The organism is Haloarcula sp. MBLA0163 (assembly GCF_055632435.1).
In genome coordinates this window covers 336,983-360,411 of the sequence record NZ_CM145745.1, presented here as the reverse complement: position 1 = coordinate 360,411, position 23,429 = coordinate 336,983, and the positions used below count along the sequence as shown (strand labels likewise).

The following is a 23,429-nucleotide window of genomic DNA, read 5'->3' as shown; positions in this document are numbered from 1 at the left end:
CAATCTTTGATAGTAACTAGATGCGAAGATGATCGAGTGCTGTGTCAAACCGTTCTACCGGGGCAGACACACTGTATCCAGCTGACTCAACACCGAGTGCGGTGAATCGGGCTTTGACACGCTCGTCGGCCGAGAGCTGTCGGTTTAGAATCGTCGCATAAATCGCGACCTGGAGGGAGTACCGCTCCGCTGTCTCGTCGGTCAGCGGCGCGAACGATGCCTTGAGGTCTTCGACGAACCACGTGTTATCGGGCAGTGCCAACACCAGATCAGCCTCTCCCTGTACCTCGATTTCGACGCCGTCGACGTGAAGGACCGTCTGGAGGGGCTCGTTCGTGAACACGCGCTCTGCGACACGGACGCGACTCCAGAGTGGTGATTCACCGAGTTGCGGGACAATTTGCTCGAGCAGGAACTGCCGAAGACCTGCCTGCACAGACGCTATGGTTCGGTCCGCATTGGCTGCAGCCGTGAGCGTCTCGTCGACGACGGCGACGACGCGCTCGGATGGCGGGGTCATCACTGTGTCGGTCAGTTCGGCGTCGACGAGGGCGATGACCACCTCGTGAACGAGATCGCCAACCCGTTCTGGGCCGACCTGGTCGATGTCGAACGGCACTGCCTCGCTGACCGGTGCACTCTCAGTGTGGACAGCGTCGCCCTTGAGGTGGGCAAGCAGTGTCTCGGTCGGACGCCGAAGGACCGGGCGAGCCGTACTCGGATTGAGGAATCGCGGGACGTGTGCGACGGTGCTGTCGTCGGTCGGCAGGGTATCGCCGACACAGCCCTGCGGTGGTCGCTGTGTCGGCGCGACCCCACCAGTGGAGAACCGATCGGCAAGCGCCACGTCGTTTATGTTGACAGTCACGGGAGCGGTCGAGCCGTCCGCAGCCGGTAAATCGATGGTATGGCTGCCGCGTCGGGGTGCCTCGTCGAGTTCGAGTGCCTGATGCAGCGCCTGAGCCCAGTGATTGCGGTCGTCCAGCTGCTCGGCCGACCGTGGCAGCGGGATGATGAGGTGGTCACGGGCACGCGTCAGTGCGACATAGAGTAGCCGCCAGGCCTCCGCTCGTGATTCGGCGGCGGCGTCCCGCCGTACCTGCGGGCCAGTTGGCAGGTCAGCTTGTGTCGCGTCACTGTCGGCTGCCCAGTGCTCGGCGGTCCAGCGAAGGCCGACGTCCTGACTGCCGGGTACTCCCGATGGTGTTTGCCATGCTGCTTTCGGATTGGGATCGTAGAATCCACCGCTGAATCCAGGCAAGTCGTGATCTGTCGCTGCGGTCGCTGGCGGGGCAAGCGCGACGTCGTCACCTGTCGAGACCAGTTGCTCTGTCTGCGTCAGTCGTGGTCCGCAGTTGAACGCCGGGTCCGCGAGAAGGACGACATCGGCTTCGTCACCTTTTGCGCTATTGACGGTCTGGAAGACGACGTCGACGGCCTCACGGTCGGGAACAGGCTGTGTCGGGCCCTTCTTCGGGGAGTCCCGAAACGGCGTCAATAGCGAGCACAGTTCGGGAACGGTATACTGCTCATCGCCTTCCCACTCGTCGAGCAGTGCGATAAACGCATCCAGGTTCGCGATACGCTGTGCAGTCCCCGTATCCGGGTCGAGGGCGAGCGGGTCCGTTTCCAGTCCGAGTGCGTCGACGATGTCACGAACCACCGTCGCCGCTGGTTCGACCTCGAGCGTGCGCCACTCGTCAGCGAGCGTTACCAGCCCCTCGATGACGCCGGACCAATCCAGTTCGTCACACGCTGCTGTCGGGACGTCTTCGAGGTGGTCTGCAATCGCACTGATGTCCCACTCGTGAGTCTCAAAGTGCCCGCTGGCGCCGTCAAGGCCAGTTGCAGCGGCTGGCTGGGCAAGCGCCGACTCGGTGACGAGTCGCCGGGTCCGCTCGGAGTCAGTCGGGTCGCACAACCACTCGAGGACATCATTGACGACCTGGACACTCACGGCATCGAACAGATATGCACTGGCGTCCGCGACGGTCACGCCCTTGTCTTCCAGCAGCTCGGCGTAGGCCCCCATATACGTCCGTTGGCGGAATAGCGCCGTAATCGACGGTTGTGCTCCATCGTCGTCGGTGAACGTCCCGTCGGCGAGTCCGCCAACGAGGTACTGGACAGCCGCAGGTGCCTCGTTAACACCCTCGCCTGAGTGGACCCACTTCTTTGTGCTAGGCTGGCCTGTGGCTTCGAAGGCGGCGACGTGCAGATTGGCTGTCTCGGTCCGTGCGCGGGTCGGCTCGATTCCCGAGAACGAGCTATCGACGTCGCCGACCGACCCACGGCGTGGATGTGTGAGCGTCTGCCGGGCGACTGCGTTGACGAACCGGACGATGGCCGGGCGTGACCGGTAGTTACGAGGGGTCGTCGCGTCGATATGCGTCGCCCAGTCGATACCGAAATACGTTCCGTCATCGATGGCCGTCTCGAAGAGTCTCGGCTGTGCGTTGCGCCACTGGTAGATACATTGATCCACGTCGCCGACGAGTAGCACGCGCGTTGACGCGTCGATGAGGTGTGCGAGGGCGTCGTGTTGCAGGCTATTGAGATCTTGGGCCTCGTCAACGACGACGCGGTCGAGACGAGTCGTGAGCCGCTTGCGTAGCCGGCGTCGGCGCTTGCCGGCATAGGCGTCGGCACAGAAATACCGAGCAACCCAGTACGCACAGTCGAGGTGCCCGATCACGCCACGCTCCCGAGAGAGGCTATCGTACAGGTGGATGTACTGCCGGAGCACCTGACACAATGCGTGCACGCTTCGCGCCCAGTCGACGAACAGGTCCCGGTCTGCCTCCAGAAGCTCCCGTTGTCGCGTCGGCAGTACTTTCTCGAGTGGCTCAGTCGCCTCGGGACCGCGATACCGCGCCACGGTGTCGATGATGTCGGAAAACGCGTCGGGCTGGCCACCGGCGTACGTCTCGGTGATCGCATCGTGCAGCCGGCGTTCGAATGCGTCGACGGTGAGTCGGCGTGTCCGGCAGTAAACGCGTGCATCCTCGAGGATTTCAGCCAGCGAATCGCCCACGTCCTCGGGATACGCGTCTTCGAGCGCTCGAACCTGGGTGGCGACAGTCGAGTCACGAAGCTGCGTGTAGCACTCTCGCTGGAGGCGGGCCAGCAAGGGTTTATTGCCGACGGTCGGCATGCCGTCGAATCCGATCTCGCCAGCGATATCGTCAAGCACGCTACGAAGCATGCTGTCGATCGTCCCGATCCACTCGGTGTGTCGGACACGGTGGACGACCTCTTCGACGGCAGCGGCGTCGATACTGTCGGGCACCTCGCCCCGCTCGAACAGTTCGCGAAGCCAGGCGATGATGTCTGGCTTGAGTGACGCGGCGTCATCTTTCGAGAACGAGACGACCAACAGCTGCGCTTCGGGCGCTGGCTCACCGTTCGCATACCGTCGGTACAGGTCGGCTGCGACAGCCTTCGCACATGTCGTCGACTTCCCGGCACCGGGGACGCTACCGAGTGTGATGAGTCCAGCCCCGGGCTGACAGAACGCCGTCACAGCCTGCTGTTGATCGGCATCGAGTGTCGGCAGGTCGCTCATTGCCCACCCCCGGGCCCCGCAGCCGTCGCTGATGGACGCACCGATAGCGCCGGTGGAATCGCCTCACCGGTGGCGATCAGGTCCCGACGGGCAGCCTCACTGACACACTGGGTGTCGAGACGGTCGAGCAGGACCGATCGGTGACGCTCGGTACCGTCGTGGTCGTGTGTATGGCGGGTACACACGACGTGCTGGGTGGCCGCCGTCGTCGTGTCCCAGAAATGGTCAGCGTCACGGCGCTCGGTCCAGCCGGCACGTGGCCGCACCCATTTCGTCGGCACCGACGGCTGGCGGATACGCTCACGGACCGGGGCAGGGACCACCGACGTCGGCCGGCGTGGCCATTCACCATCGACGAGGCCGACAGCGATGACGTATGGGCGCTCGCGGGCCCACATGTTGTTCGCTTCCATCACGTCGACGGCATGTGCGGTGGGGTTCTCCCGGCGCCCTGGCACCATCGACGTGTGTGTCTCGAGCAAGTCGGCAACAGCGGCCCAGGAGTGCTCACACAGCCCCTCGGACAGCCGGGTGCCGTACTTCTCGGCTGCGCGTCGCGTGAGTGCCCGCGTTCGCTCGATGCCACGGACTGTCTGGCCGGCATCGGAGACAGCCTGGTCCGTCAGCTGTGGCTCCAACACACATCGCTCGTAACGCGCCAGCGCAGTAAGGAGTGGCTCTGCGGCAGTTGCCGGCGTGGGCTCAGTGTCACAGGCGGCAAGCCACTCAAGATACGTTATAAGAGCCGTGCCCGTGTCGGCCTCGAGTTCCGCGGCCGGAGACTGACATGTCTCGAGCCAGGCCGAAAGCGATTGCTCTGTCCCACGATAGTGGTCACGAGCCGCCTGGAGCCGTGCCATCGACAGTGGCCACAGTTCCGGCTGTGTCGTGGCCGATTCGGGTGGGACCCAGCCAATGCGCAGCGGCTGACACAGTGTCGTCGCCGACACCGACTGCTGTGTAGCCAGGACCGCACAGAGTGACTGGGCGAGTCGGTTCGGCACCGTCCGGTCGAGTCGCAGCGGTGTCCAGACTGCGAGCGTCACATCGTATCGCCGTGCCGCTCGTCTGAGTGCGTCTTCGTACTGGTCGACGTCACGCGCGACGAGGCCGATATCACGCTCGGCAACGCCGGCATCACGGAGGGCGGCGACGAGTGCCAGTGCGGTCCTGGCCTCTTTCGGGCGGGTGGGGGCGACCAGTTCGACGGGGTCATCTGCCGTCTCGAGGGCTGGTGTCGGTCGCTCACTGGGCGTCGCCATCGTACACCACCTGTGTGCCGGGAGCCGTCACGGCGGGTTGTTCGGCGAGTTGCTCACGAATCGCCGGGCCGGTGGCCGGCCGGAGATACAGTTCGACGGTGACCGACGTGTCTCTGGCGACGAGCCGGCAGAAATCCTCGAGTGGTGCCGACAGCATACTGGCACCGGCCACAGCGAGTGTCTCGACATCCGGATAGGCCTGGTTCCAGCAGGCAGGCGTCTCGCTGAGTCGCTGTGTCGCACGCGAGAGCAGATCTGTCTCTGAGACGGCTCGTGGCCTGTCGTCGGGAGCGCTTCCCGTGATCGCTGCCTCCCTGAGGTGTGCCTGCAGCGACGAGAGCCCACATAGCAGGTCCGTCGTGTCCTGTTGGACGACCGCCGACGTCGCTTCAGCAGCGTCGTCGAGTGCGGCCAGTCGTTCCTCGATAAATCCCGTCACGAGTGCCAGTTCGACACGGCCCCGTTCGAGTTCGTCAGCGTGGTCGGCCAGCTGGACGCCGAACAGTGGTTCCAATCGTTCGAGACCCTCGGCTCCGTCGTCGACGAGACGGCGAATCAGCGACAGCCGATCGAGGCGGTCGAGCGTTCGCGTCGGGCCATCGCCGGTCGCCATAATCCGCGCGGCCACATCGCGGATGCCAGTAAAGTCGAAGTCGCTCTTTGGGCGGTCGTGCTCGCGGAGCCGCTGTTCGATGTTGCGCTGGTGTAACTCGACGGGTGTGATCACGAGCTGTGACGGGCTAGTCGCTCGCGTTGCCGTCGACCAGAGCCGGTCCGGTTCGTCGATATAGATATCGAAGACGTCGGTGCCAACGTCGCGAAGCTGTCTGTGTGACGACATACCGATCAGAGATAGCAGTGTACGCAGGTTGGGTGGTTAAACAAGCGCCTCACAGTGGAAGTGAAACTGAGCAGTCAGACATCCGGGAGCAGAAACTATCGCCATGAGGGGGTCGGACTGTTAAGCGGCAATACACACCATTTGCAGTATATTTTTATCGGAGAATGGTAATAGAATAATGGACCCTGGGCATTTCTCCCACCCCCCACTCCTGACCGGATCACTTGCCTGCACCAGGGTCCACGATGCCGACTCTCCAGCTATCGACAGTTAGCACCATGCCAGCTCGGTATCTAAATCTCGATTTTACTAATGGGGTATCCGTCATAGTGCTGATATCGACAGGCAGAGGGGATTCACCCTCAGTTGAATACCTTGGTGTGCGTGTATTCCGTTTGAGGAACCAGGTGTCGAGTGTATCACTGGATGGGGATAGAGCACCTCTACCGTGCCTAAACGTTCGATTTACACTCGACAGCAGGGGTGGTCAGCGACCCACTGCTGAAGCGGTGGGCTTGTCAATGGCCTCCTGCGCTGCCGACACGTCAGCTATCCACCGCTGAAGCGGTGGGCTTGCCAGTGGACTCTCGTTCTGCCGACACTGGCGTGTCGGACGCCACGTCAGTAGCGTTCACGGTCATCACCCCTGACTTCAGGGCGTACTGACTGAACGCCCCTCCAGTGGGGGACTTCTGCCCCCGCTGGAGCTTGAGTGCGAGTTTCCGAGCAACGTTCTTCGCCGCGTTGTAGTCGGCGTTTACCGAGTACGAACAGTCAGGGCAGGCGAACTGTTGTCCGTCACGATTTTCCTCTAACGTACAGCCACATTTCGAGCATTGCTGGCTGGTGTAGGACGGTTCCACCTTCTCAACCACAATGCCTTGTCCCTCGGCTTTGTACGCAACTTGTTCCTGCAACGCACGGAACGCCCACTGCTGGAACTTCTTTCCGTCGCTGATGCGCTCTCGAATCTGCTCCAGGTCCTCGAACGCAATGTGCGTACAGCCGTGGCGTTGGGCTTCCGCGACGAGTTCTTTCGAACACCGATGCAGGTAGTCTTCACTCCACCGTCCGAACCTGCCCCCGATACGGTGGTAGGTCAGGTTCGCGTTCCGGGTGCCAGTCTGTTGCAGACTGGCACGGCGTTTCTCGAACTCCCGACGCTGATGGTTGAAATAATCGGCGTTGCCGACAAACCTGCCCGTTGAGGTAACGGCGATGTGGTCGTCAACGTTGCAGTCCCCGCCAGGGACTCTCGAATCCTCGGCTTTCTCAGGACTGCTCACGTCTATCTCTCGTTCCATCGCCGCGTGCAGGTAGAACTCGTCAGCCTCGCTGGCGTAATGGACAGTGCTGGTTGAGAAGGAGTAGTCCTTGTTTAGGAGGTACTCACCGTGGGGCGTCCCTTCGGAGTTGTCGGGTAGGTCGTACTCACATTCAACCCGTCCGTTGACAGTTGCGAGACTCACCTTGTCGCGGTAGTAGGTGGCGGCGCGTTTGTCGTAGACGATGCTGAACGTGTCGTAGGCTGGCTTGCTGGTGTTCTCGCCCTTGGCCAGCCTGTCTACGCAGTTGTCGATGTCGTCGGTGGCACGTTTGATAGCTTTCTGCACGAGGTTCGCGTGCAAGTAGTCTGTCTCTTCCCGAAGGTCGTCGTAGATTGCGCTTTCAGCTTCGCTTTTGCTGGTCACGCAGTCTTCGTTGGGATAGCGCCACGCCCAGTCTGCGGTGCGGTTCGCGCAGTACTGGAATTTGGAATTAGTGGCGTGGAGGTCACTCTTGCGGTCGTCGGGCACGTCAAGTTGGACGCGCACGGTGCGAGTTATCTCCCACACCATCTGCATCACAGTACTGTCTATACTTTAGTAATATTTTTGAGTATTGTTGGAGAGTCGGCAGTGCTGTTTTTGGTGGTTTGTGGTAGTGTAGCTTACGCGCTTCCTCCCACGGCTACAGCCGTGGGCTTCCGCGCTGTTACCGCTGTGACACAGCAGTTATTACTGCTCACCAAACACGTACCAATAAGCAATGGCACAGCCGACAGCGGTCCCTACCAGTCCCTCCACCGCAGCGGTTACGGCCGACACGGCGACCAAAGAGTACACCCGTGGCAGCAGTGGCGTGCTTGGCCGCTCGGACGCCCCCACGGTTCGAGCCCTCGACGGCGTCTCACTAGCCATTAGCCCCGGCGAGGTCGTCGGCATCGCCGGCCCCAGCGGCAGCGGCAAGTCGACACTCCTCCACCTGCTGGCTGGCCTGGATGTCCCGACCAGTGGTACCGTCACCGTCGCCGGCGACGACCTCTCGAACCTCTCGAAACGCGAGCGTGCCAAACTCCGCCTGGATCACGTCGGCATCGTCTTCCAGCGGTTTCACCTGCTGGATGCGCTCTCGGCGCGGGCGAACGTGGCGCTGCCACTCGTCGAGCGGGGCACGTCGAAAGGCACGCGTCGTGACCGTGCCGAAACCCTCCTGGATGCCGTCGGCCTCGGTGACCGGACGACACACAAACCCGGCCAGCTGTCGGGCGGCGAGCAACAGCGTGTCGCCATCGCACGTTCGCTCGTGACCCAGCCCGACCTGCTGGTCGCGGACGAACCGACGGGCGAACTCGACTCGGCAACCGGCGACCAGGTGCTGGACCTGCTGGTCAATATCGCCGACGAACAGGCGGTGGTCCTGGCCTCACACGACCAGCAGGCGCTGGACGTCTGTGATACCGTCTATCACCTGCGGGACGGCACGATCGTCCGGAGTGACTGATGGGCTGGCACCGTCTTCGCTCGATCATGGGCCTGGCCGTCGCACGAGTGACCGGCCGGTTTCGGATCGCGCCCCAGCGTGTCCTACTGGCCGTGCTGGGCGTCGGCGTCGCCGTCGGCCTGATGGTCTCTGTAACGGGCGTCTCACTCGGCCTGGCCTCCCAGTCGGTGGTCCAGAGCGACGGCGTCGACTACTGGGTCGTCCCCGAACAGGCGAACGTCCAGTCCATCGCCGTCTCGACGGGCGGGCCCCGCCTGGGCGACGTCCACCGGACGAGCCAGCAGATCGCCACCGACGACCGCATCGAGTACGTCACCCCCGTCTTACTCGAGTTGGTGCCGGTTCGGGACGCGAATACGGGTGAACGGACGTACATCTTCGCCGTCGGGATCGTCCCCGCGGCCGGCCAGTCCGTCCTCGATATGCCGGCCGGCCAACTCCAACCCGGTGATCCCTACTACCAGAACGGCAGCTACGATGGGGAATGGACCGGCGAGGCTATCCTCAACGAGGCCGGCGCCACGCTGACGAACACCTCGACTGGCTCGCAACTCTCGCCAGTCACCAGCAATCGGTCGATGACGGTCGTCAACGTCTCCGAAGGTGGGCTCGGCACCGCCGGCGGGGGCGTGCCCGTGATGCTCGTCCACCTGAGCGAACTGCAGGCGATGACCGGCAGTACGGGCGGCGATACGGCCGACCAGTTGCTCGTCAGCACGAACGATCCTGGCGTGCGCTCGTCGCTCGAGAATCGCTATCCCCGCACGACGGTCGTCACGCGGAGTGGCCTCTCGGCCCAGCAGGTGTCGGCCTCGAACCTGCCGCTGGCGGTGGCCGTCGCCGCCCTCGTCTCGGCGGTCGTCGTCGGCGTCCTCTTCGTCACGACGCTCATGGGTCTGGAAGTGAGTGCCGACCGCCAGCAACTGGGCGCGCTCGCGGCGATCGGCTTCGCACAGCGGTCGCGCTCGCTGCTGGTTGCGGCCGAGACCATCCTCATCTCGCTGCTCGGTGGAGTGGCGGGTATCGGCATCGGCTTGTTGGGGATTTTCGGCGTGAATCGCCTCGGTGCCCAGTATTTCGGCGTCGACACCGTCGCCGTCTTCGAGCCACAGCTGGCGGGGTATGCACTGATGGTGGCCGTCGGCATCGGCCTCGTCGGCGCACTCTATCCCGTCTGGCTGAGTCGGCGTGGTGACGTCCTGGAGGTGTTGGCCTGATGTTGACGCGGGTTCGGGCGCTGCTGGGCGTGGCATTCGCCCAGCTTCGACACGACCGGTTACGGACGGTGCTGGCGGTGACCGGCGTCGCCATGGCAGTGCTGGCGACGGTGTTGCTCGCGAGTGTGGGTGTCGGCGTCATCGAGACGGGCGAACAGAAGTTCGACCAGTCCGGCCGGGATCTCTGGGTGACCGGCGGGCCCGTCGAGATCCGGCCGGGGAGTGCCGGCGGGTTCGAGAACTCGCTGGTCGATGCACATGCGGTGGCCAGCGAGATCGAAGGGCGTGCAGACGTGGCGACGGCCGTCCCGATGGGCTTTCAGACGGTGTATGTGGGGCGGAACACCTCCGACTATCAGACGCTCATCGGTGCGGGGGCGCCGGCACGCGGGCCGTCTGTCAGGCTGACTGCTGGACAGGGGTTTCAGAACCGGGACGTCCACTACGCCGATGGGAGTTACGACGGGCCGATGACCCACGAGGTGGTGATCGACCAGCGGACCGCCAGTCTGCTCGACGTCTCGGTCAACGACACGCTGTACATCGGCGGGACCCTGGCGACGGCACGCCAACACGAGTTCACGATCGTCGGCATCTCGCCGACGTACTCACGCTTCGTCGGTGCGCCGACGGTGACGCTCCACCTAAGTGAGTTACAGGAAGTAACCGGGACGACCGCCAGTGATCGGGCGACGTTCATCTCTGTTCGCTTGCAAGACGATGCGAACGCGAGTGCCGTCGAAGCCGAGTTACAGCAGGCGTATCCCCAGTACGCGATTCGGACGAATCAGGAGCAACTGGAAGCGACGCTGCAGGACAAGATCGCGGTGATCGCCAGCGGCGTGAGTCTCGTCGTCCTCGCCGTCGTTGCGGGCATCCTGTTGACGCTGAACCTCCAGCTCTCCTTCGTGTATCAGCGTCGTGAACGGTTCGCGGCGTTGCAAGCGCTGGGCACGTCGGGGTCGTCGCTATCGACGATCGTCCTGACGAACACGCTGCTCATCGGTATCCTGGGTGGTCTTGTCGGCATCGGGCTGGCGTACCCGTCGACGTGGGTCGTCAATCGAGTGGCAGCCGAGGTCAGTGGCTTCGAGCAAGTGGTCTCGTTGTCACAGCCCATGTTGCTCGGTGGGTTGGCGATCGCCGTCTGTGTGAGTCTGCTGAGTGCGCTGGCGGCGACGCTGTATCTCCGGCGGTTGGAGCCACTGGCCGTGTTGCGCGGCTGAGTGGTTCCGGTCGTCGAACTGATAGTAGGTAGGTGTTAACGGTGGCTTTTCGGCCCAATCGAGTGGTGTCGTTGGTCGGGCGAGTGGCTAGCTTGCCAGCGGTTTCGGCCGCCAGCAGGGGTAAATCGGGCGGGTTGTCAGGGCAGTGTATGTGAGTGGGTGTATCTTTCCAAAGATATATTATATCTCTCGCATACTGACCTGTTAATGGGGCGTTATCCGAGGAAGGTGCGGGCTTCTGCGATCAAGTGTATCAATTGCAACGCACCAGTCACGCAGACAGTAGGCGGTGGCTACGTCTGTGTTGACTGTGGATCAGAGCCGATTCGACCGAGCCGTCACAGCGGGGACTGAGTTCGATGGCAGAGGTTGCAGAGCAGACGGACGCGAGTGAGGTCAGTGTGCCCGAAACCAGTCCGGACTGGTTGCTGCCAGCGGACAGTGATCTCGAGCCAGCGATCAGCGTCGTCATGCCCACGCTCAACGAAGAGGAGGGGATTCGGGAATGCATCGAGCGTGTCCAGCGAGCGCTGGCCGAGCTCAGGACGCCGGGTGAGATTATCATCAGCGACAGTTCGACCGATCGCACCCCAGAGATTGCTCGTGAGATGGGGGCGATCGTCGTCGAGCCGGACAAAGGCGGCTACGGGTATGCGTATCGCTACGCCTTCGAGCGTGTCCGTGGTGACTTCGTCGTCATGGGTGATGCGGATACGACCTACGACTTCGAGGCAATTCCACGACTGCTCGAGCCGGTTCGAGACGGGTCGGCCGACATCTGCATGGGGAGTCGGTTAGAGGGTGAGATCCGTGATGGGTCGATGCCGACGTTACATCAATATGTCGGCAATCCCCTGTTGACGCGGTTTCTGAACGCCTTCTACGACGCCGGCGTCAGTGACGCCCATAGCGGGTTCCGTGTGTTCTCGCGTGGGGCGCTGGAGGAGTTAAATCTCGAGACCGACGGGATGGAATTCGCCAGCGAGATGATCATGGACGCCGGCGCCAAGGGGTTGGCCATCGAGGAGGTGCCGATCGTCTATCACGAACGCGAGGGTGAGGAGACGCTGGACAGTTTCCAGGATGGCTGGCGCCACGTCCGGTTCATGCTGGTGAACGCGCCGGGCTATCTGTTCTCGGGGCCGGGGCTCGGGATGGCGCTGCTCGGGCTGGCTGTGATGGCGTTTGCGTTCGCTGATTTGTCACTCGGCGGGGTGACACTGGGCACGCACTCCATGATTGGTGGGAGCCTGCTGACGATTGTCGGGTTCCAGGTCGCCAGTATGGGTGTGTTCGCCACCGTTGCGGGTAATCCGATTCGCAGTCCCTCCGATCCGTTGACCGAGTGGATCACGACCGTGTTCCAGTTAGAGCGCAGCGCGATGCTGGGTCTCGGGCTCGTCGTCGTCGGTGGCGCGTATGCGGCGTACCTGTTGAGTCAGTGGGCTGCCAGTGGGTTTACGCAGTTGCCGCTGTTGATGGCTGACATCGTCGCGTTTACCGCGATCGTTCTCGGATTGCAGATCATCTTCGACGCGTTCTTTATGAGTACAATCGCGTCACAGCGACAGTAGGGAATAGCCTACCTGCCTTTTCGGTTATTTTGTTTTTTATCACTGTTGTGCTAATTGCTATTGACCGGCTCGTTAAATCCATAGAAGGGATAACAATCCCTTCTTGATTGCCTGCTCGAGGCTCTCGACCCAGGCGAATTCGCTACCGATTCAATCCACCCCGACGCCCTCCAATACTTTTCGCCCGTGTAATGAGAGAAAGAAAACTATGTTCGGAGGCAATACGAATTTACAGACGGCGAAAACTCGACGCCGTCATGCGATTAGAGGTATCACAAGGGGCAATGAAATTAGCGGGGTAAAATCCGCCGCAGTCGTGCGATTGGAAGAATTGACGAGCAATGAAGTGGGTCTTGGCTCGGAGGGGAGGCAATGAAACGCGCTGACCAGGCAACTGACCCCTTAGCGGAGGTCAAGCTTGTCACCCAGCCTGTCGAAGAACGCCTCAATGAGCGCCAGCTCATTGACTATCGAGGTGAGCGAGAACAGTGTCTGGACTGGCTCCTTCATTTCGGCAAGGACCCCGAGAAAGCTGAGGGGTATGCCGTCACCACGGTCAAGAACCGGGCGTACCGCATGGACAAATTCTATCGCTGGGTATGGGAGCAAGAGGACGGCTACACGTCGGCGCTGACCACTGATCACGCCAACGACTACATGCGCCACCTCGCCCGCCAGCAGAAATCGAACTCTCACAAGGATACGTGTCGCAAGGCAATACAGATGCTCTACAAGTGGCGACACCACCAGCGCGGCGGCGAGCAATGGGAGCCCGAGTTCTCATTTTCTCAGCCGAATCAATCGACGACGCCACGCGATTATCTCACTCGTGAGGAGCGACAGAAGATCCGGGACGCTGCGCTGGAATATGGGAGTGTTCCAGCGAGGGAGAACGTCTATGGCGAGGAACGAGACCGTTGGCGAGCCTATCTGGCCAAACGCTTCGGCAAACCGAAATCGCAGATCACCGAGGACGACTGGGAGCGAGCGAACAGCTGGAAGATCCCGTCACTCGTGTGGACCAGCCTTGACGCAGGTCTGCGTCCGATTGAGGTCAAACGCGCCCGCACGTCGTGGGTCGATGTAGACAATGGTCTCCTTCGCATTCCCAGTAAGGAGTCGTCGAAGAACGAGGAAAACTGGCGGACGAGTATTCAGGACCGGACAGCGACGATGTTGGATCGGTGGCTCGAACAACGCAAAGTAAACGAGAAGTACGACGATACCGACAGCCTCTGGCTCACCAGCTTCGGGAACCCCTACGGGTCCGCATCGCTGCGTAACCTCCTCCATAGACTGTGTGATACTGCGGACATCGACTACGAAAACCGGAGCATGTCCTGGTATTCCATCAGACACTCCACGGGAACGTATATGGCCCGCGAGGAAGATCTCGCGGCGGCACAAACCCAACTTCGTCACCGCGATCCCAAATCCACGATGCGTTACGATCAAACGCCACCGGAGGATCGTCAGGACGCACTAGATCGGATGGGTTGACGCTCTGCTTGAGGTCGAACCCATCATAGCAGTCCGGAATCTCACCGGACTGGTTTGTTTGGGAGACAGCTCGAACATCTGGCTTCCCGAGTCGCTACCGATTAGGTGTTAGTGAGTGGAGCCAGTAGTACCGACTATGCATAACCAGTGGTCGGACTTCGCCACAAAACTCGAATCCGGTGACTCGGATCGCGTCAACGACGTGATCGACGAGATCGGCGACATGAGTCTCGACGAACGGATCGAACTCTACAACGTCTGCTTCGAGGAGGTCGCCCAAATGTATGAGGACGCCGACGATGGTTACGTCCGTCAGTCCCTTGTCCGGGTCGCAGACCAACTCACACCCGGTATTCCGACCGTGATGGCGCTCGACAACGACAATCGGTCCATCGGTACCGACGAAGCACAACTCCAAAATCAGACAGACGCGCTGTGTGGCTTCCTGCTAGAGGCGCTCACGGACGACGACGGCCGTGTCAGACAAGCGGCCAAGCGCGGGTTGAAAGACGTTTTTCGAACCTACGATGCGCTCAACGACGAGGAGACACTGCAAGCGCTCATCGCCGAACTGGATGAGATGGCAGAAGAGGCGTCAGGGACGCAGGCGAAACACCTCCGTGAAGCAAAGGAGGATGCCCACTTCTCGCTCAAGTCGGGTGTCGCGCGCATCGTCGAAGGATTCCAGGAAGAGTTCGGCAATTCGCTTCAGGAAGATATGTGATCATGGGGTCCTCGAAGCTCCAGTCACTATCCCTGGTACGTTTCGTCTATTTCTTCGCCTGAGAGGATCTGCTGTGCCAACTTGCTTCGCGCCTCGGTCGTGTCCTTGATGACCGCGTCGATATGGGTTCCAGATGACGATCCCTGCGACGGTTGACTTTGAGATGCTGTCGAGGATGTCACCGACGTTGCGGAGTCTTCGTCCCCATATGGATTGAAGTCCGGGTCTTCAGCCGTGCGCTTGGCCCGCTCGTTGATATTCTCTAGCGTGTTGCGACGGCTTTCGATCGAGGACTTTGCGTACGTGCCCTTCGTAGTCTCCATGCTGCTGTGACGGAGCTGGTCGGCAGCCTGCGACAGACTGTCTACCTCTTCCATCGATTTGCCGAGATTGTGACGCAAACTGTAAAAGACGATTTTCCGGTTCGATCTCGGAATGTCGGCCTCATCGCAGAGTCTCCGCACGAGGTAGCAGAGCGAGGCCGATTTGTAGGGGTTGTCCGCGTTGTTCAGCCACAGTCGCGTGGTTCCATCGTACGCTTCCAGGTGACGCCGTTCCTGAATCCACTCACTGAGCACTTTTCCTGTACTCTCGGTCAATGGGAGTGTGGAAGTCGTCCGTTCTTTCGAGGCAAACTCCTCTGGGATTATGAATACGTTCCGTTGTGGGTCGTACCAGTCGATCCGCGCCTCCTGGATCTCGATGGGGGTGAGGCCTACCTCAAGTGTAACAGCGATGAGTGAACCAATCTTTCTACTCTGGTCACTTTTCAACCAGTCCTCTCGATTGACCTCAGACTTGGGCTTTCCCACGCGCTGAGCGACGAGTCCGTTGATTCGGTCTCGTTCGGATTCCGACACCTCGTAGTACGAGGGGATTGAGCCGTACTGCATGGCTTCTTCTCGTATTTTCCACCGCTCTTCGAAGTTGAGCTTGTCAGCCGACTCGTGATTGTTCTCTGAGAATGAAACACGCGGGTTCCATTCGGCGGGAATCTCTCCGATGTCGTGTCTCCATTCGAAATACTTGGAGAGGGTGTTCGAGAACTTCCGCTTCGATGATTCGGAGTACGGTTCCCCGGTTCGCTTCGTGATTTCGTCATGTGCGAGCTGGAGGAGCAGGTCGTCCGCCTGATCGTAGGTCAACACCGTTTCGTCATCCGGATCGAACCGGTTGATAGCGTACCTGAACAGTTGATCGAGTCTGCTGTGATAGCTCTCGGCCATCGACTCTGAGAGCGGTTCGTGTTTCAGCTGATCTCTCCCTTTCGTAATCATCCACCCGTAGAACTCGTCCAGTTGCTCACGGACGCGCGGTGCAGAGTCGCCGAGTATCTCTGACAGCGGAATACTGATTGGTTTCGGCGGCTGATCTTCGCTCGTCATCTGTGCGGTGCACCGGCAAAACCGCCGGTTGTATTTAAAACTCAGGCTGCAGATGGGGACTTCTTGGGCTGGGCCAACGAGGGTTATTGATCCACCGTACCCCGGTGAATAGCATAATATGGGCCGTATACTGCCGTTTAGCCATCAATAATAGGTCTCCTTATCGTGTTGTGATCTGCCCGGCTGTGACAATTCTACTGAAACAATTCTGGCGAAATAGGGTTCAAATCGCCGGTGGATCGACGGAGTGTGTAATGGAATCTATGAAATCGGCAGAGGGCAGAGAAATGAGTTCCAGCCTCGCCAGGCAGTGATGTTGATGTACATGTGTACGTGAAATGAAATCGGCCTACCTTACTGTTCCTGTTGGCCGCCTATATTGACAGGGGATTGCAAGGTGCCCTGCGACTTCTGGGGTACAGAAGGCCCTGTAAATAGTGAGAAGCATGGGGCCATGTCCGTGTCCACTTCAACCACGTCGATCATGTTTCCTACCAAATAAAATATCCATTGAATGCTCACCAGAGATACATACGATAGAATTTCTCTATAAAAAACTCTATCACTAGCTATCAGGTCTCTTTCGTGGTTCTCTGCACGCTACTACAAGAATATTGTTGATGACGACTTGCCACTGAAGGACGATCACTAGATTCCTTCTCTCAACCACTCACCACTTCGTTTCGAAGACAGATCTTTCGAGGCTACTGTAGACAAAATCGCTAGACTGCTCTCTACCAACAATGTTCTTCACAAGAACAACTGTAGAAGTTAGAAGCCGTGTATCATCAGTTAAGATGCTAATTCCGACGATAAACCTGAGAAGAGCGACCAACAATCAGCTTCACAGGCGCGTAGTTTATAGATAACCAAGATCTTCAAGACGTTGTTGAATTTCTTGATCAGAGCCGGTATCTGACTCAATATCACCTTCAATCCCGTCTAGTACTTCTTCTAAAACAAATGTGATATATGAAGAAGCATCCTTAAAATCGGTTCTGTTAACATGTACATCAATTTGATCAATAATCTGTTCTGGTAACTCGACGGATCGTGTCCCGGTCATATTAACCACCATCTCATGTCCAATCGATTGCCACAGTGAATTATTAAATCTACTCCTAATAAAGTACTATCTCGTTCTGGTAGGACATTTCGATAACTTCTTATCCATGAATTATAAAAAGAGACTCTCGATGGAACTCACCGATTCGACAGTGCTTATAACAGGTGGAGCTGGATTTATCGGTCGTCAACTCGTATCAGATCTTAAGAAAGCTGGGTCTGAACCGGTTATTGTCGATGATTTCACAGCTGGACGGCGAGAACATGTTCCTGCTGACGTATCTGCTCATAAGATAGATATCCGCAATCCAGAAATAACAAATCTGATTGTAGATATAGAACCTGAGGCTGTTGTTCACCTCGCTGCTGTACACTACATTCCATATTGTAATGATCATCCTGAGGAAACTTTTGAAACAAATGTTTACGGAACTAAACGTATATTGGATGGAATTGAGGAAACAAGCGTCGATAAATTGGTTTTTGCGTCTTCGGCCGCGGTTTATCCTCCACGTACGGAACCAAACTCTGAATCATCACACATAGAGCCGATGGACATCTATGGCCGGACCAAAATTATCGGAGAGGATCTCTGTCGAGGACTTGCAGCTCGAAAGGATATCTCGATCACCTCTCTACGTCTTTTTAACGTCTACGGACCTCATGAGACGAATCCGCACCTAATTCCAGAGATCCTCTCCCAGCTCAAAAATGGTGCTACTGAAATTGAGTTAGGGAATCTTCAACCATCTCGAGACTTTGTTCATGTCAATGATGTATCCAATGCTGTGATGAGAGTGTTACAAGAATTTGAGGATGATTATGATGTATTCAATGTCGGGACTGGCAAGTCTCACTCTGTAGAGGAAGTTGCTCAGCTAGCAATTGAACTTTCGGATGTTGAAGCCAATATCGTTAGCGAGGTGTCTCGGCAACGTGAAACCGATCGTCAGAACCTCCAAGCCGATACTGGAAAAATCCAAAAACAACTGAACTGGGAACCAAAATATTCGCTTGAAAGAGGAATCAAGACCTTATTATGAAAATTCTCCATATCTATGATGGTCATGAAGCTGTCGGTGATGGAAACGGATCAGTCCCGACAGTGCTTTGGAATGTGGCCTGTGAGATCAGTGATGAACACAATGTTACAATAGTTGAACGTAAATGGGATGGTCTACAATCGTTTGAGAAGCGGGAGGGAATTACATTCCGCCGACTCTCTGTCCGAACCGGATCATCCATTCCTTGGGAAGATATTCCCTATGAAATGGTTCAGTCATTATTTGGTACAACAAAACTGATAGCGGATAGGACGGAGTTTGCTATTCGGGTACTTCAAGAAACGGATTTTACGGATTTTGATATAATTCATGTTCATCTTCCCTTTGCTGCTTGTGTGTTGGCAAGCGTCAGTCAATCTTTCAGACAACGGGCAATCTATACAGCTCATCTCGGAGAAACAGAAACAAGAGTAACCAACATGAGGTTCTCACCAGATGTATTCCTGGCAAAACGAGTTCAGCAGACGGTTGTTCTAAATGAAGATATGAAAGAAGCTTTCAGCTCGGAAGGTGTAACTGAACAAACGATTAAAAAGATTCCTAATGGTGTGAATCTCGATCGGTTTAAGGATGATTCTTCTACGATAATTTACGATGAGTACGGTATCCCCCGGGACCGTCAATTAGTACTGTGCGTCGGCTCCATCACCCCCAGAAAAGGTTTTGAGGACGTAGTTAATATCGCGGCAGAAGTCATTAATAGAACTAATGCACACATTTGTCTAGTTGGGGATAATAGCTTGGATGAAAAGTACTACAAACAATTGGTGGATGATCTAGACGCTACTGGGGTTCAAGAAGTTACGTTTACTGGATATGTACCTGATGAACATCTTAGATCGTTCTACGCTGAAGCAGACGTATTCGTTCATCCTGCACGGGAGGAAGGGTTTGGTATGGTTGTAACTGAGGCTATGGCTGCTAGTACACCAGTCGTTGGCTCCGATACAGGAGGTATTAAGAGCCAAGTTAATCATAACGAAAATGGTTATCTATTTGAACCAGGGGATGAATGTCAGCTGCGTGATTATCTGATTTATCTACTCTCGCAGACCAATGAACGTGAACGAATGGCTGAACGTGCTCACGAAATTGCCCAGAACTATTCTTGGCAATCCATTGCTGAGCAGTACCTCGATACATATCAAATGATATCATGAAAAATGTAATTTTAGTCACGATAGACAGCTTCCGGGCCGATAAATGTAGTCTCTATAATGAGGACGCAGAGATAACGCCACACCTTGATGCAAAGGTATCATCAGGAGGACTCATCTTTGAGAACGCAGTCGCACCTGGCCCTTCGACGCCAGAATCGATGCCGGTCATAATGACCGGCCAGTATCCCACGGAGAATGTTCTTGGGACAATGGCTGAACAACAACAGACCATAAGCCAGCATATGTCCCGTAGGACAACGCTCGCGGAACGATTTCAGGCTCGAGGATATTCTACTGCTGGCTTTGCACCCAATCCATATGCATCAACGTATTTTGGATTTGATTCAGGATTTGATCAATATGAAGATTTTGTGGGTGAATCGAGAGGACGTCTCTATGAACGACTTCTGAATAAAGCTGATAGTCGTTTCCTTTCCGGTATCCGGCTTCTATCAAATTGGGCAACTGGTGAAGAAGTATTCCGCACATGGGATTCGTATGCCGAAAAAATCTGGAACTGTATCGACAATCTGCCGGAGCCGTACTTTATCTGGATCTTCCTCATGGATGCCCATGATCCCTACTTAACCCCTCGTTCACACCGTTCTCAGAGTGCGTTCTCAATGTATAGATCGAACTATAAATTATGGAAATCTGGTCATGATATCTCTCCTTCCTCTGAGGTTGTTGAGCCACTGAAGGTAGCTTATGAGGATGCAGTCAAATACGCAGATATATTCATAAAAAAACTCGCAAAACGAATCGGAGAAAATTCGCTTGTAGCGGTTCACGGTGATCACGGAGAAGCTTTCGGTGAACACGGAAATTTCGGACATAAACAGAATTTATACGATGAGAACGTGCGTGTACCCTTTGCTGTTTTTGGTGAAAATTTCGAAGAAACAACACGCTTAGATACACCGATATCACTCCGATCGCTACCGGATGTACTATTAAGGACTGTGGAGGAACGGGCTATTGAAGATACAATAAAGAATGAACCGGCTATTTCAAAAACTGGTGACAGTCAGAAAATAAGCGCCCATGGTGACGATTGGTCTTATGTGTGTACACCAGAAGGCGAACGTCTTATTACTGACAACCAACCTCATCCTCACAATGAATTGCTAACGGATGCTGGACGTACGACTATCCAGCAGCATAAACGGACAATGGCCGAAAAGCGGGCCATTAGAGAACATTCCCAAAAGGTACACCAAAAAGAGAACTATGAAAATTAATTCCACTAACGATTTTAGTCAGATCGAATCAAAAGATATTGAGAATGTAGTCGATTTAGCTGAGGCCTTTGAGATCACAAAAGGAAGTACTGTGGGTATTACCCATTACACGCTTGCAGGTCATGGAGGCGTAGGTCGAGAAATCGAACAACAAGCTAGACAGCTCCGTGATGCAGGCTATGAGGTGAAAATATATGTCATGCATGCTGACCTCTCTCCCCCGGATGATGTTGCGCTTGTTGAACTGGGATCTGAGTTTGAGAATCTTTATCTTGAAAAAATTAACCAACTGGCATTTCCATTAAATCTAGTTAGTGTATACAAATTCCTCCAAGATATCCGTTCCTGCGAATTCATCATATCCCACGGCTATCCACTTAATTTTTTGACATACATCGCTGCTCGCCGACATGATACTCCGTATGTTCTCTGGCACTATCACTCACCACTTCCTTCCGAAATGCCCAATTTAGCACGGAAAGTGTGGGTTCACCTAATGCGATATCTTGAAGAAAGAAGTACTATTGTCAAGAATGCCGATGCTGTATGTGCAATAAGTCAATCAGCCAGTGAAGAACTACGAAAATCGACCGGGATTAACAGTATTGTTCTCTCGAATAGCACAGAGAAAGATAGATTTGAGGATGTGGTAGCTGACCCATCTCTCGTGTACAATAAGTACGATATCCCCCAGGAGGATTCTCTGTCTATCTTTGTAGGAAGAATTTCTGCGACAAAAAATGTTGATACCTTAGTTAAGATATTTGAAAATTTACAATCAGATGCTGAAAATGTAACTCTTGCTATAATAGGAAAACCGAATGCTGAGGATTATATGAAGCAAGTTCGTGAAGTAGCCCCTGAGAATGTTGTATTTACAGGATTCGTCTCAGATGCCGAACTTGCCAGTTTCTATAATGAGGCGGATGTGTACGTGACCGCAAGCTTAAGAGAAGGCCGAAACCTTCCGCCATTAGAAGCTCAAGAATATGATACACCAGTAGTCGGATTTGATGTGCCTGGTATCCGTGATGTTGTCAATAAAGGTTCGCTTGCTCCAGAAAATGATCGGGGGACATTTATTAAACATTGGCTTAACCAAATCAAGAACTCATGAAAAGGTTGTCCCGGCGTGAGAAATCTGTAACAATTATTGTCCTTTCGATCTTTTCACTCTTCATTTACATAGCGGCTACCGTTCCGGTACAAGGTTATGAAGTATCACCATATCAGTCGATACCGATATCGGTCTGGTTGCTCGGACTGGGTAGTGAACTTGTTATCGTGTGGCTACTTATTAAGAAGGGATTGACTAACAAACAGACGTTCGGATTAGTAGTGTTACTCCAAGCAATTCTACTAATAGCTATTCTTTTCCTTCCAATATTTCGGGGATATCATCACTATGGACGAAATGACGTAGCGAGTATTATCGCAATTATCGAAGTAATCGAAAATACAGGTTCTATTTCCTCGCACAATTATTATCCCCTCCCAAATATTTTAGCATTAAGCCTTCATTATATTTCCCCGGTTGAATTATCTTATCAACTATTATTTTTTCAAGGGATGATTACAGTTGGATCATGGGGATTCGTTTGGTGTCTAGCTAAAGAAGCTGAATTGACTAACATCCAATGTCGAGTTGCTGTGTTGATATCGATGACGCTTCCCTTATCGTTCCGATGGGGTCATACAGTCTTTGATGGCCAAGCCATGAGCGTACTATTTATACCATTATTCTTTTATTCATATCTCAGAGCGCATAGGGGCGACCGACGGTTTGTTATGATTACAATATTATTCACGGGGTTGTACCCATTTTTCCATCCAGTCTCAACGCTGATTCTTGGAAGTACCCTGATAACTGCTTTATTTGTCACATTATATACTAAATCTAATTATCGACATACGACATTACAGATCGGTTTAGTCCTCATTATAAGCATTGTCGCCTTTTCTTGGTTCTCAGCCACACCGCTCCTTGAAACACGACTTCGGAGTCTCGCATTTTTCCTTATTAGGGATACCTCAAGTCCAGTTGAACGAAATATTGATGCAATTGCAAATTATGGGAGTGTTGACATATTATTGCTCTTTCTCCGCAGGATGCTGAATGATGCATTACTTGCTGTAAGTGCCGGCTTAGGATTGCTTTATCTATTGGTACAGAAGCATGAAAAAGCCCGAAAGATCCCTGAACTATTAGAATGGTTTACAATCTCTTCAATACTCCAAGTAGGTTTGATGACAGGTGTTGTTGGAGCTTTTTCCTTATTCATCTATAGATTCGTGGGCCCGGCAGTCGTCATTGCTCCGCTCATAATAGTTGCCGCTTTCGTTAGAACGGGACAAGGATCGACAGCCAAGGGTACACTCGCCGTTTTCCTTATAATATCAACGATTACTGGTGCTGCCGCAGCTCATCCTAGTCCTTACTCCGGAACATCAAATACCCAAGCAACACATTCGGAGTTCGAGGCTGCTGAATGGGCATTATTATATTCCCCCGAAGGAACCCGACATGCCGGTATTGCGACTCGGCCATATCGGTTTGGAGATCTAGTTATCGGTCTAAAGGATCGCTTGCAACGTAAGGGATTAATATCTAGTACGGAATACCTTGTAGCACCAAGTTTTGGCTACGCACCCAATACATCTGTAAAACCAGATACTCTAATTTGGATATCTGGTGCGGATCGCTATACCCTTCAATCAAAAAACGGACGGGCTAAGTTGCACTCGATGGCAGAATATCATCGCTTTCAAAGAAAACCAACCGTGAAGAATGTTTACGATAATGGTGTCGTTCAACTGTGGCGTACCCGCGAGGAGAAATAAA

General features: G+C 55.4%; 17 protein-coding genes. 11 read left to right on the top strand and 6 right to left on the bottom strand.

Annotated elements, in window-relative coordinates; all coding sequences use genetic code 11:
- Positions 1–16: 16 nt before the first annotated feature.
- The 4 genes from ACV7GQ_RS01735 to ACV7GQ_RS01720 all read right to left on the bottom strand — a co-directional run bounded on the left by ACV7GQ_RS01735 (position 17) and on the right by ACV7GQ_RS01720 (position 7,506).
- Positions 17–3,565 carry a UvrD-helicase domain-containing protein gene (locus ACV7GQ_RS01735; RefSeq protein WP_470311837.1) on the bottom strand — a complete coding sequence of 1,183 codons (3,549 nt, stop codon included), beginning with the start codon at positions 3,563–3,565 and terminating at the stop codon, positions 17–19.
- Positions 3,562–4,611 carry a hypothetical protein gene (locus ACV7GQ_RS01730; protein ID WP_470311836.1) on the bottom strand — a complete coding sequence of 350 codons (1,050 nt, stop codon included), beginning with the start codon at positions 4,609–4,611 and terminating at the stop codon, positions 3,562–3,564. Before ACV7GQ_RS01730 ends, ACV7GQ_RS01735 begins: the two co-directional genes overlap by 4 nt.
- A 199-nt stretch (positions 4,612–4,810) precedes the next feature.
- On the bottom strand, positions 4,811–5,668 hold the full coding sequence (locus ACV7GQ_RS01725) for a hypothetical protein (RefSeq protein ID WP_470311835.1): 858 nt from the start codon (positions 5,666–5,668) through the stop codon (positions 4,811–4,813).
- 545 nt (positions 5,669–6,213) lie between these two features.
- The gene (locus ACV7GQ_RS01720) at positions 6,214–7,506 is read right to left on the bottom strand and encodes an RNA-guided endonuclease InsQ/TnpB family protein (RefSeq protein WP_470311834.1); all 1,293 of its coding nucleotides are present in this window, start codon (positions 7,504–7,506) and stop codon (positions 6,214–6,216) included.
- A 190-nt stretch (positions 7,507–7,696) separates the two neighbouring features.
- On the opposite strand from ACV7GQ_RS01720, the gene ACV7GQ_RS01715 reads away from it, so the two are divergent.
- The 6 genes from ACV7GQ_RS01715 (at position 7,697) to ACV7GQ_RS01690 (ending at position 14,672) form a co-directional block, all read left to right on the top strand.
- Positions 7,697–8,431: an ABC transporter ATP-binding protein gene (locus ACV7GQ_RS01715; RefSeq protein ID WP_470311833.1), complete on the top strand. Its 735-nt coding sequence runs from the start codon at positions 7,697–7,699 to the stop codon at positions 8,429–8,431.
- A 26-nt stretch (positions 8,432–8,457) separates the two neighbouring features.
- Positions 8,458–9,648 (top strand): ABC transporter permease, encoded by a 1,191-nt coding sequence (locus tag ACV7GQ_RS01710; RefSeq protein WP_470311832.1) that lies wholly within the window; start codon positions 8,458–8,460, stop codon positions 9,646–9,648.
- The gene (locus tag ACV7GQ_RS01705; RefSeq protein WP_470311831.1) at positions 9,648–10,874 is read left to right on the top strand and encodes an ABC transporter permease; all 1,227 of its coding nucleotides are present in this window, start codon (positions 9,648–9,650) and stop codon (positions 10,872–10,874) included. Before ACV7GQ_RS01710 ends, ACV7GQ_RS01705 begins: the two co-directional genes overlap by 1 nt.
- Before the next feature lie 359 nt (positions 10,875–11,233).
- Positions 11,234–12,448: a glycosyltransferase family 2 protein gene (locus ACV7GQ_RS01700; protein ID WP_470311830.1), complete on the top strand. Its 1,215-nt coding sequence runs from the start codon at positions 11,234–11,236 to the stop codon at positions 12,446–12,448.
- Positions 12,449–12,820: 372 nt separating this feature from the next.
- Entirely contained in the window at positions 12,821–13,948 is a 1,128-nt protein-coding gene (locus tag ACV7GQ_RS01695) for a tyrosine-type recombinase/integrase (protein WP_470311829.1), read from the top strand.
- A gap of 136 nt (positions 13,949–14,084) precedes the next feature.
- Complete coding sequence (locus ACV7GQ_RS01690; protein ID WP_470311828.1) at positions 14,085–14,672, top strand: hypothetical protein; 588 nt, start codon at positions 14,085–14,087, stop codon at positions 14,670–14,672.
- 26 nt (positions 14,673–14,698) lie between these two features.
- Here the strand turns inward: ACV7GQ_RS01690 and ACV7GQ_RS01685 are convergent, their stop codons facing one another.
- On the bottom strand, positions 14,699–16,057 hold the full coding sequence (locus ACV7GQ_RS01685) for a tyrosine-type recombinase/integrase (RefSeq protein ID WP_470311827.1): 1,359 nt from the start codon (positions 16,055–16,057) through the stop codon (positions 14,699–14,701).
- Positions 16,058–16,916: 859 nt separating this feature from the next.
- Positions 16,917–17,123, bottom strand: a complete 207-nt coding sequence (locus ACV7GQ_RS01680) for a hypothetical protein (protein WP_470311826.1) — start codon at positions 17,121–17,123, stop codon at positions 16,917–16,919.
- Between the two features lie 130 nt (positions 17,124–17,253).
- On the opposite strand from ACV7GQ_RS01680, the gene ACV7GQ_RS01675 reads away from it, so the two are divergent.
- From ACV7GQ_RS01675 to ACV7GQ_RS01655, 5 genes are read left to right on the top strand one after another with little or no spacing between them, the layout of a single operon-like run.
- Entirely contained in the window at positions 17,254–18,165 is a 912-nt protein-coding gene (locus ACV7GQ_RS01675) for an NAD-dependent epimerase/dehydratase family protein (RefSeq protein WP_470311825.1), read from the top strand.
- A complete protein-coding gene (locus ACV7GQ_RS01670) occupies positions 18,162–19,346 on the top strand; it encodes a glycosyltransferase family 4 protein (protein WP_470311824.1) in 1,185 nt (394 codons plus the stop codon). Before ACV7GQ_RS01675 ends, ACV7GQ_RS01670 begins: the two co-directional genes overlap by 4 nt.
- Positions 19,343–20,587, top strand: coding sequence for a sulfatase (locus ACV7GQ_RS01665; protein ID WP_470311823.1), 1,245 nt, complete (start codon positions 19,343–19,345; stop codon positions 20,585–20,587). The genes ACV7GQ_RS01670 and ACV7GQ_RS01665 overlap by 4 nt, the downstream gene beginning before the upstream one ends.
- Entirely contained in the window at positions 20,577–21,704 is a 1,128-nt protein-coding gene (locus ACV7GQ_RS01660; RefSeq protein ID WP_470311822.1) for a glycosyltransferase family 4 protein, read from the top strand. Before ACV7GQ_RS01665 ends, ACV7GQ_RS01660 begins: the two co-directional genes overlap by 11 nt.
- Positions 21,701–23,428, top strand: a complete 1,728-nt coding sequence (locus tag ACV7GQ_RS01655) for a glycosyltransferase family protein (RefSeq protein WP_470311821.1) — start codon at positions 21,701–21,703, stop codon at positions 23,426–23,428. Before ACV7GQ_RS01660 ends, ACV7GQ_RS01655 begins: the two co-directional genes overlap by 4 nt.
- Position 23,429: the final 1 nt, after the last annotated feature.

What these genes read in the sequence shown, in the direction of transcription:
- ACV7GQ_RS01685 (WP_470311827.1), bottom strand. Translation starts at nt 16,057, where the DNA reads ATGACGAGCGAAGATCAGCCGCCGAAACCAATCAGTATTCCGCTGTCA.
- ACV7GQ_RS01675 (WP_470311825.1), top strand. Translation starts at nt 17,254, where the DNA reads ATGGAACTCACCGATTCGACAGTGCTTATAACAGGTGGAGCTGGATTT.
- ACV7GQ_RS01735 (WP_470311837.1), bottom strand. Translation starts at nt 3,565, where the DNA reads ATGAGCGACCTGCCGACACTCGATGCCGATCAACAGCAGGCTGTGACG.
- ACV7GQ_RS01710 (WP_470311832.1), top strand. Translation starts at nt 8,458, where the DNA reads ATGGGCCTGGCCGTCGCACGAGTGACCGGCCGGTTTCGGATCGCGCCC.
- ACV7GQ_RS01680 (WP_470311826.1), bottom strand. Translation starts at nt 17,123, where the DNA reads ATGACCGGGACACGATCCGTCGAGTTACCAGAACAGATTATTGATCAA.
- ACV7GQ_RS01670 (WP_470311824.1), top strand. Translation starts at nt 18,162, where the DNA reads ATGAAAATTCTCCATATCTATGATGGTCATGAAGCTGTCGGTGATGGA.
- ACV7GQ_RS01720 (WP_470311834.1), bottom strand. Translation starts at nt 7,506, where the DNA reads ATGGTGTGGGAGATAACTCGCACCGTGCGCGTCCAACTTGACGTGCCC.
- ACV7GQ_RS01660 (WP_470311822.1), top strand. Translation starts at nt 20,577, where the DNA reads ATGAAAATTAATTCCACTAACGATTTTAGTCAGATCGAATCAAAAGAT.
- ACV7GQ_RS01655 (WP_470311821.1), top strand. Translation starts at nt 21,701, where the DNA reads ATGAAAAGGTTGTCCCGGCGTGAGAAATCTGTAACAATTATTGTCCTT.
- ACV7GQ_RS01690 (WP_470311828.1), top strand. Translation starts at nt 14,085, where the DNA reads ATGCATAACCAGTGGTCGGACTTCGCCACAAAACTCGAATCCGGTGAC.
- ACV7GQ_RS01705 (WP_470311831.1), top strand. Translation starts at nt 9,648, where the DNA reads ATGTTGACGCGGGTTCGGGCGCTGCTGGGCGTGGCATTCGCCCAGCTT.
- ACV7GQ_RS01715 (WP_470311833.1), top strand. Translation starts at nt 7,697, where the DNA reads ATGGCACAGCCGACAGCGGTCCCTACCAGTCCCTCCACCGCAGCGGTT.
- ACV7GQ_RS01700 (WP_470311830.1), top strand. Translation starts at nt 11,234, where the DNA reads ATGGCAGAGGTTGCAGAGCAGACGGACGCGAGTGAGGTCAGTGTGCCC.
- ACV7GQ_RS01665 (WP_470311823.1), top strand. Translation starts at nt 19,343, where the DNA reads ATGAAAAATGTAATTTTAGTCACGATAGACAGCTTCCGGGCCGATAAA.
- ACV7GQ_RS01695 (WP_470311829.1), top strand. Translation starts at nt 12,821, where the DNA reads ATGAAACGCGCTGACCAGGCAACTGACCCCTTAGCGGAGGTCAAGCTT.
- ACV7GQ_RS01725 (WP_470311835.1), bottom strand. Translation starts at nt 5,668, where the DNA reads ATGTCGTCACACAGACAGCTTCGCGACGTTGGCACCGACGTCTTCGAT.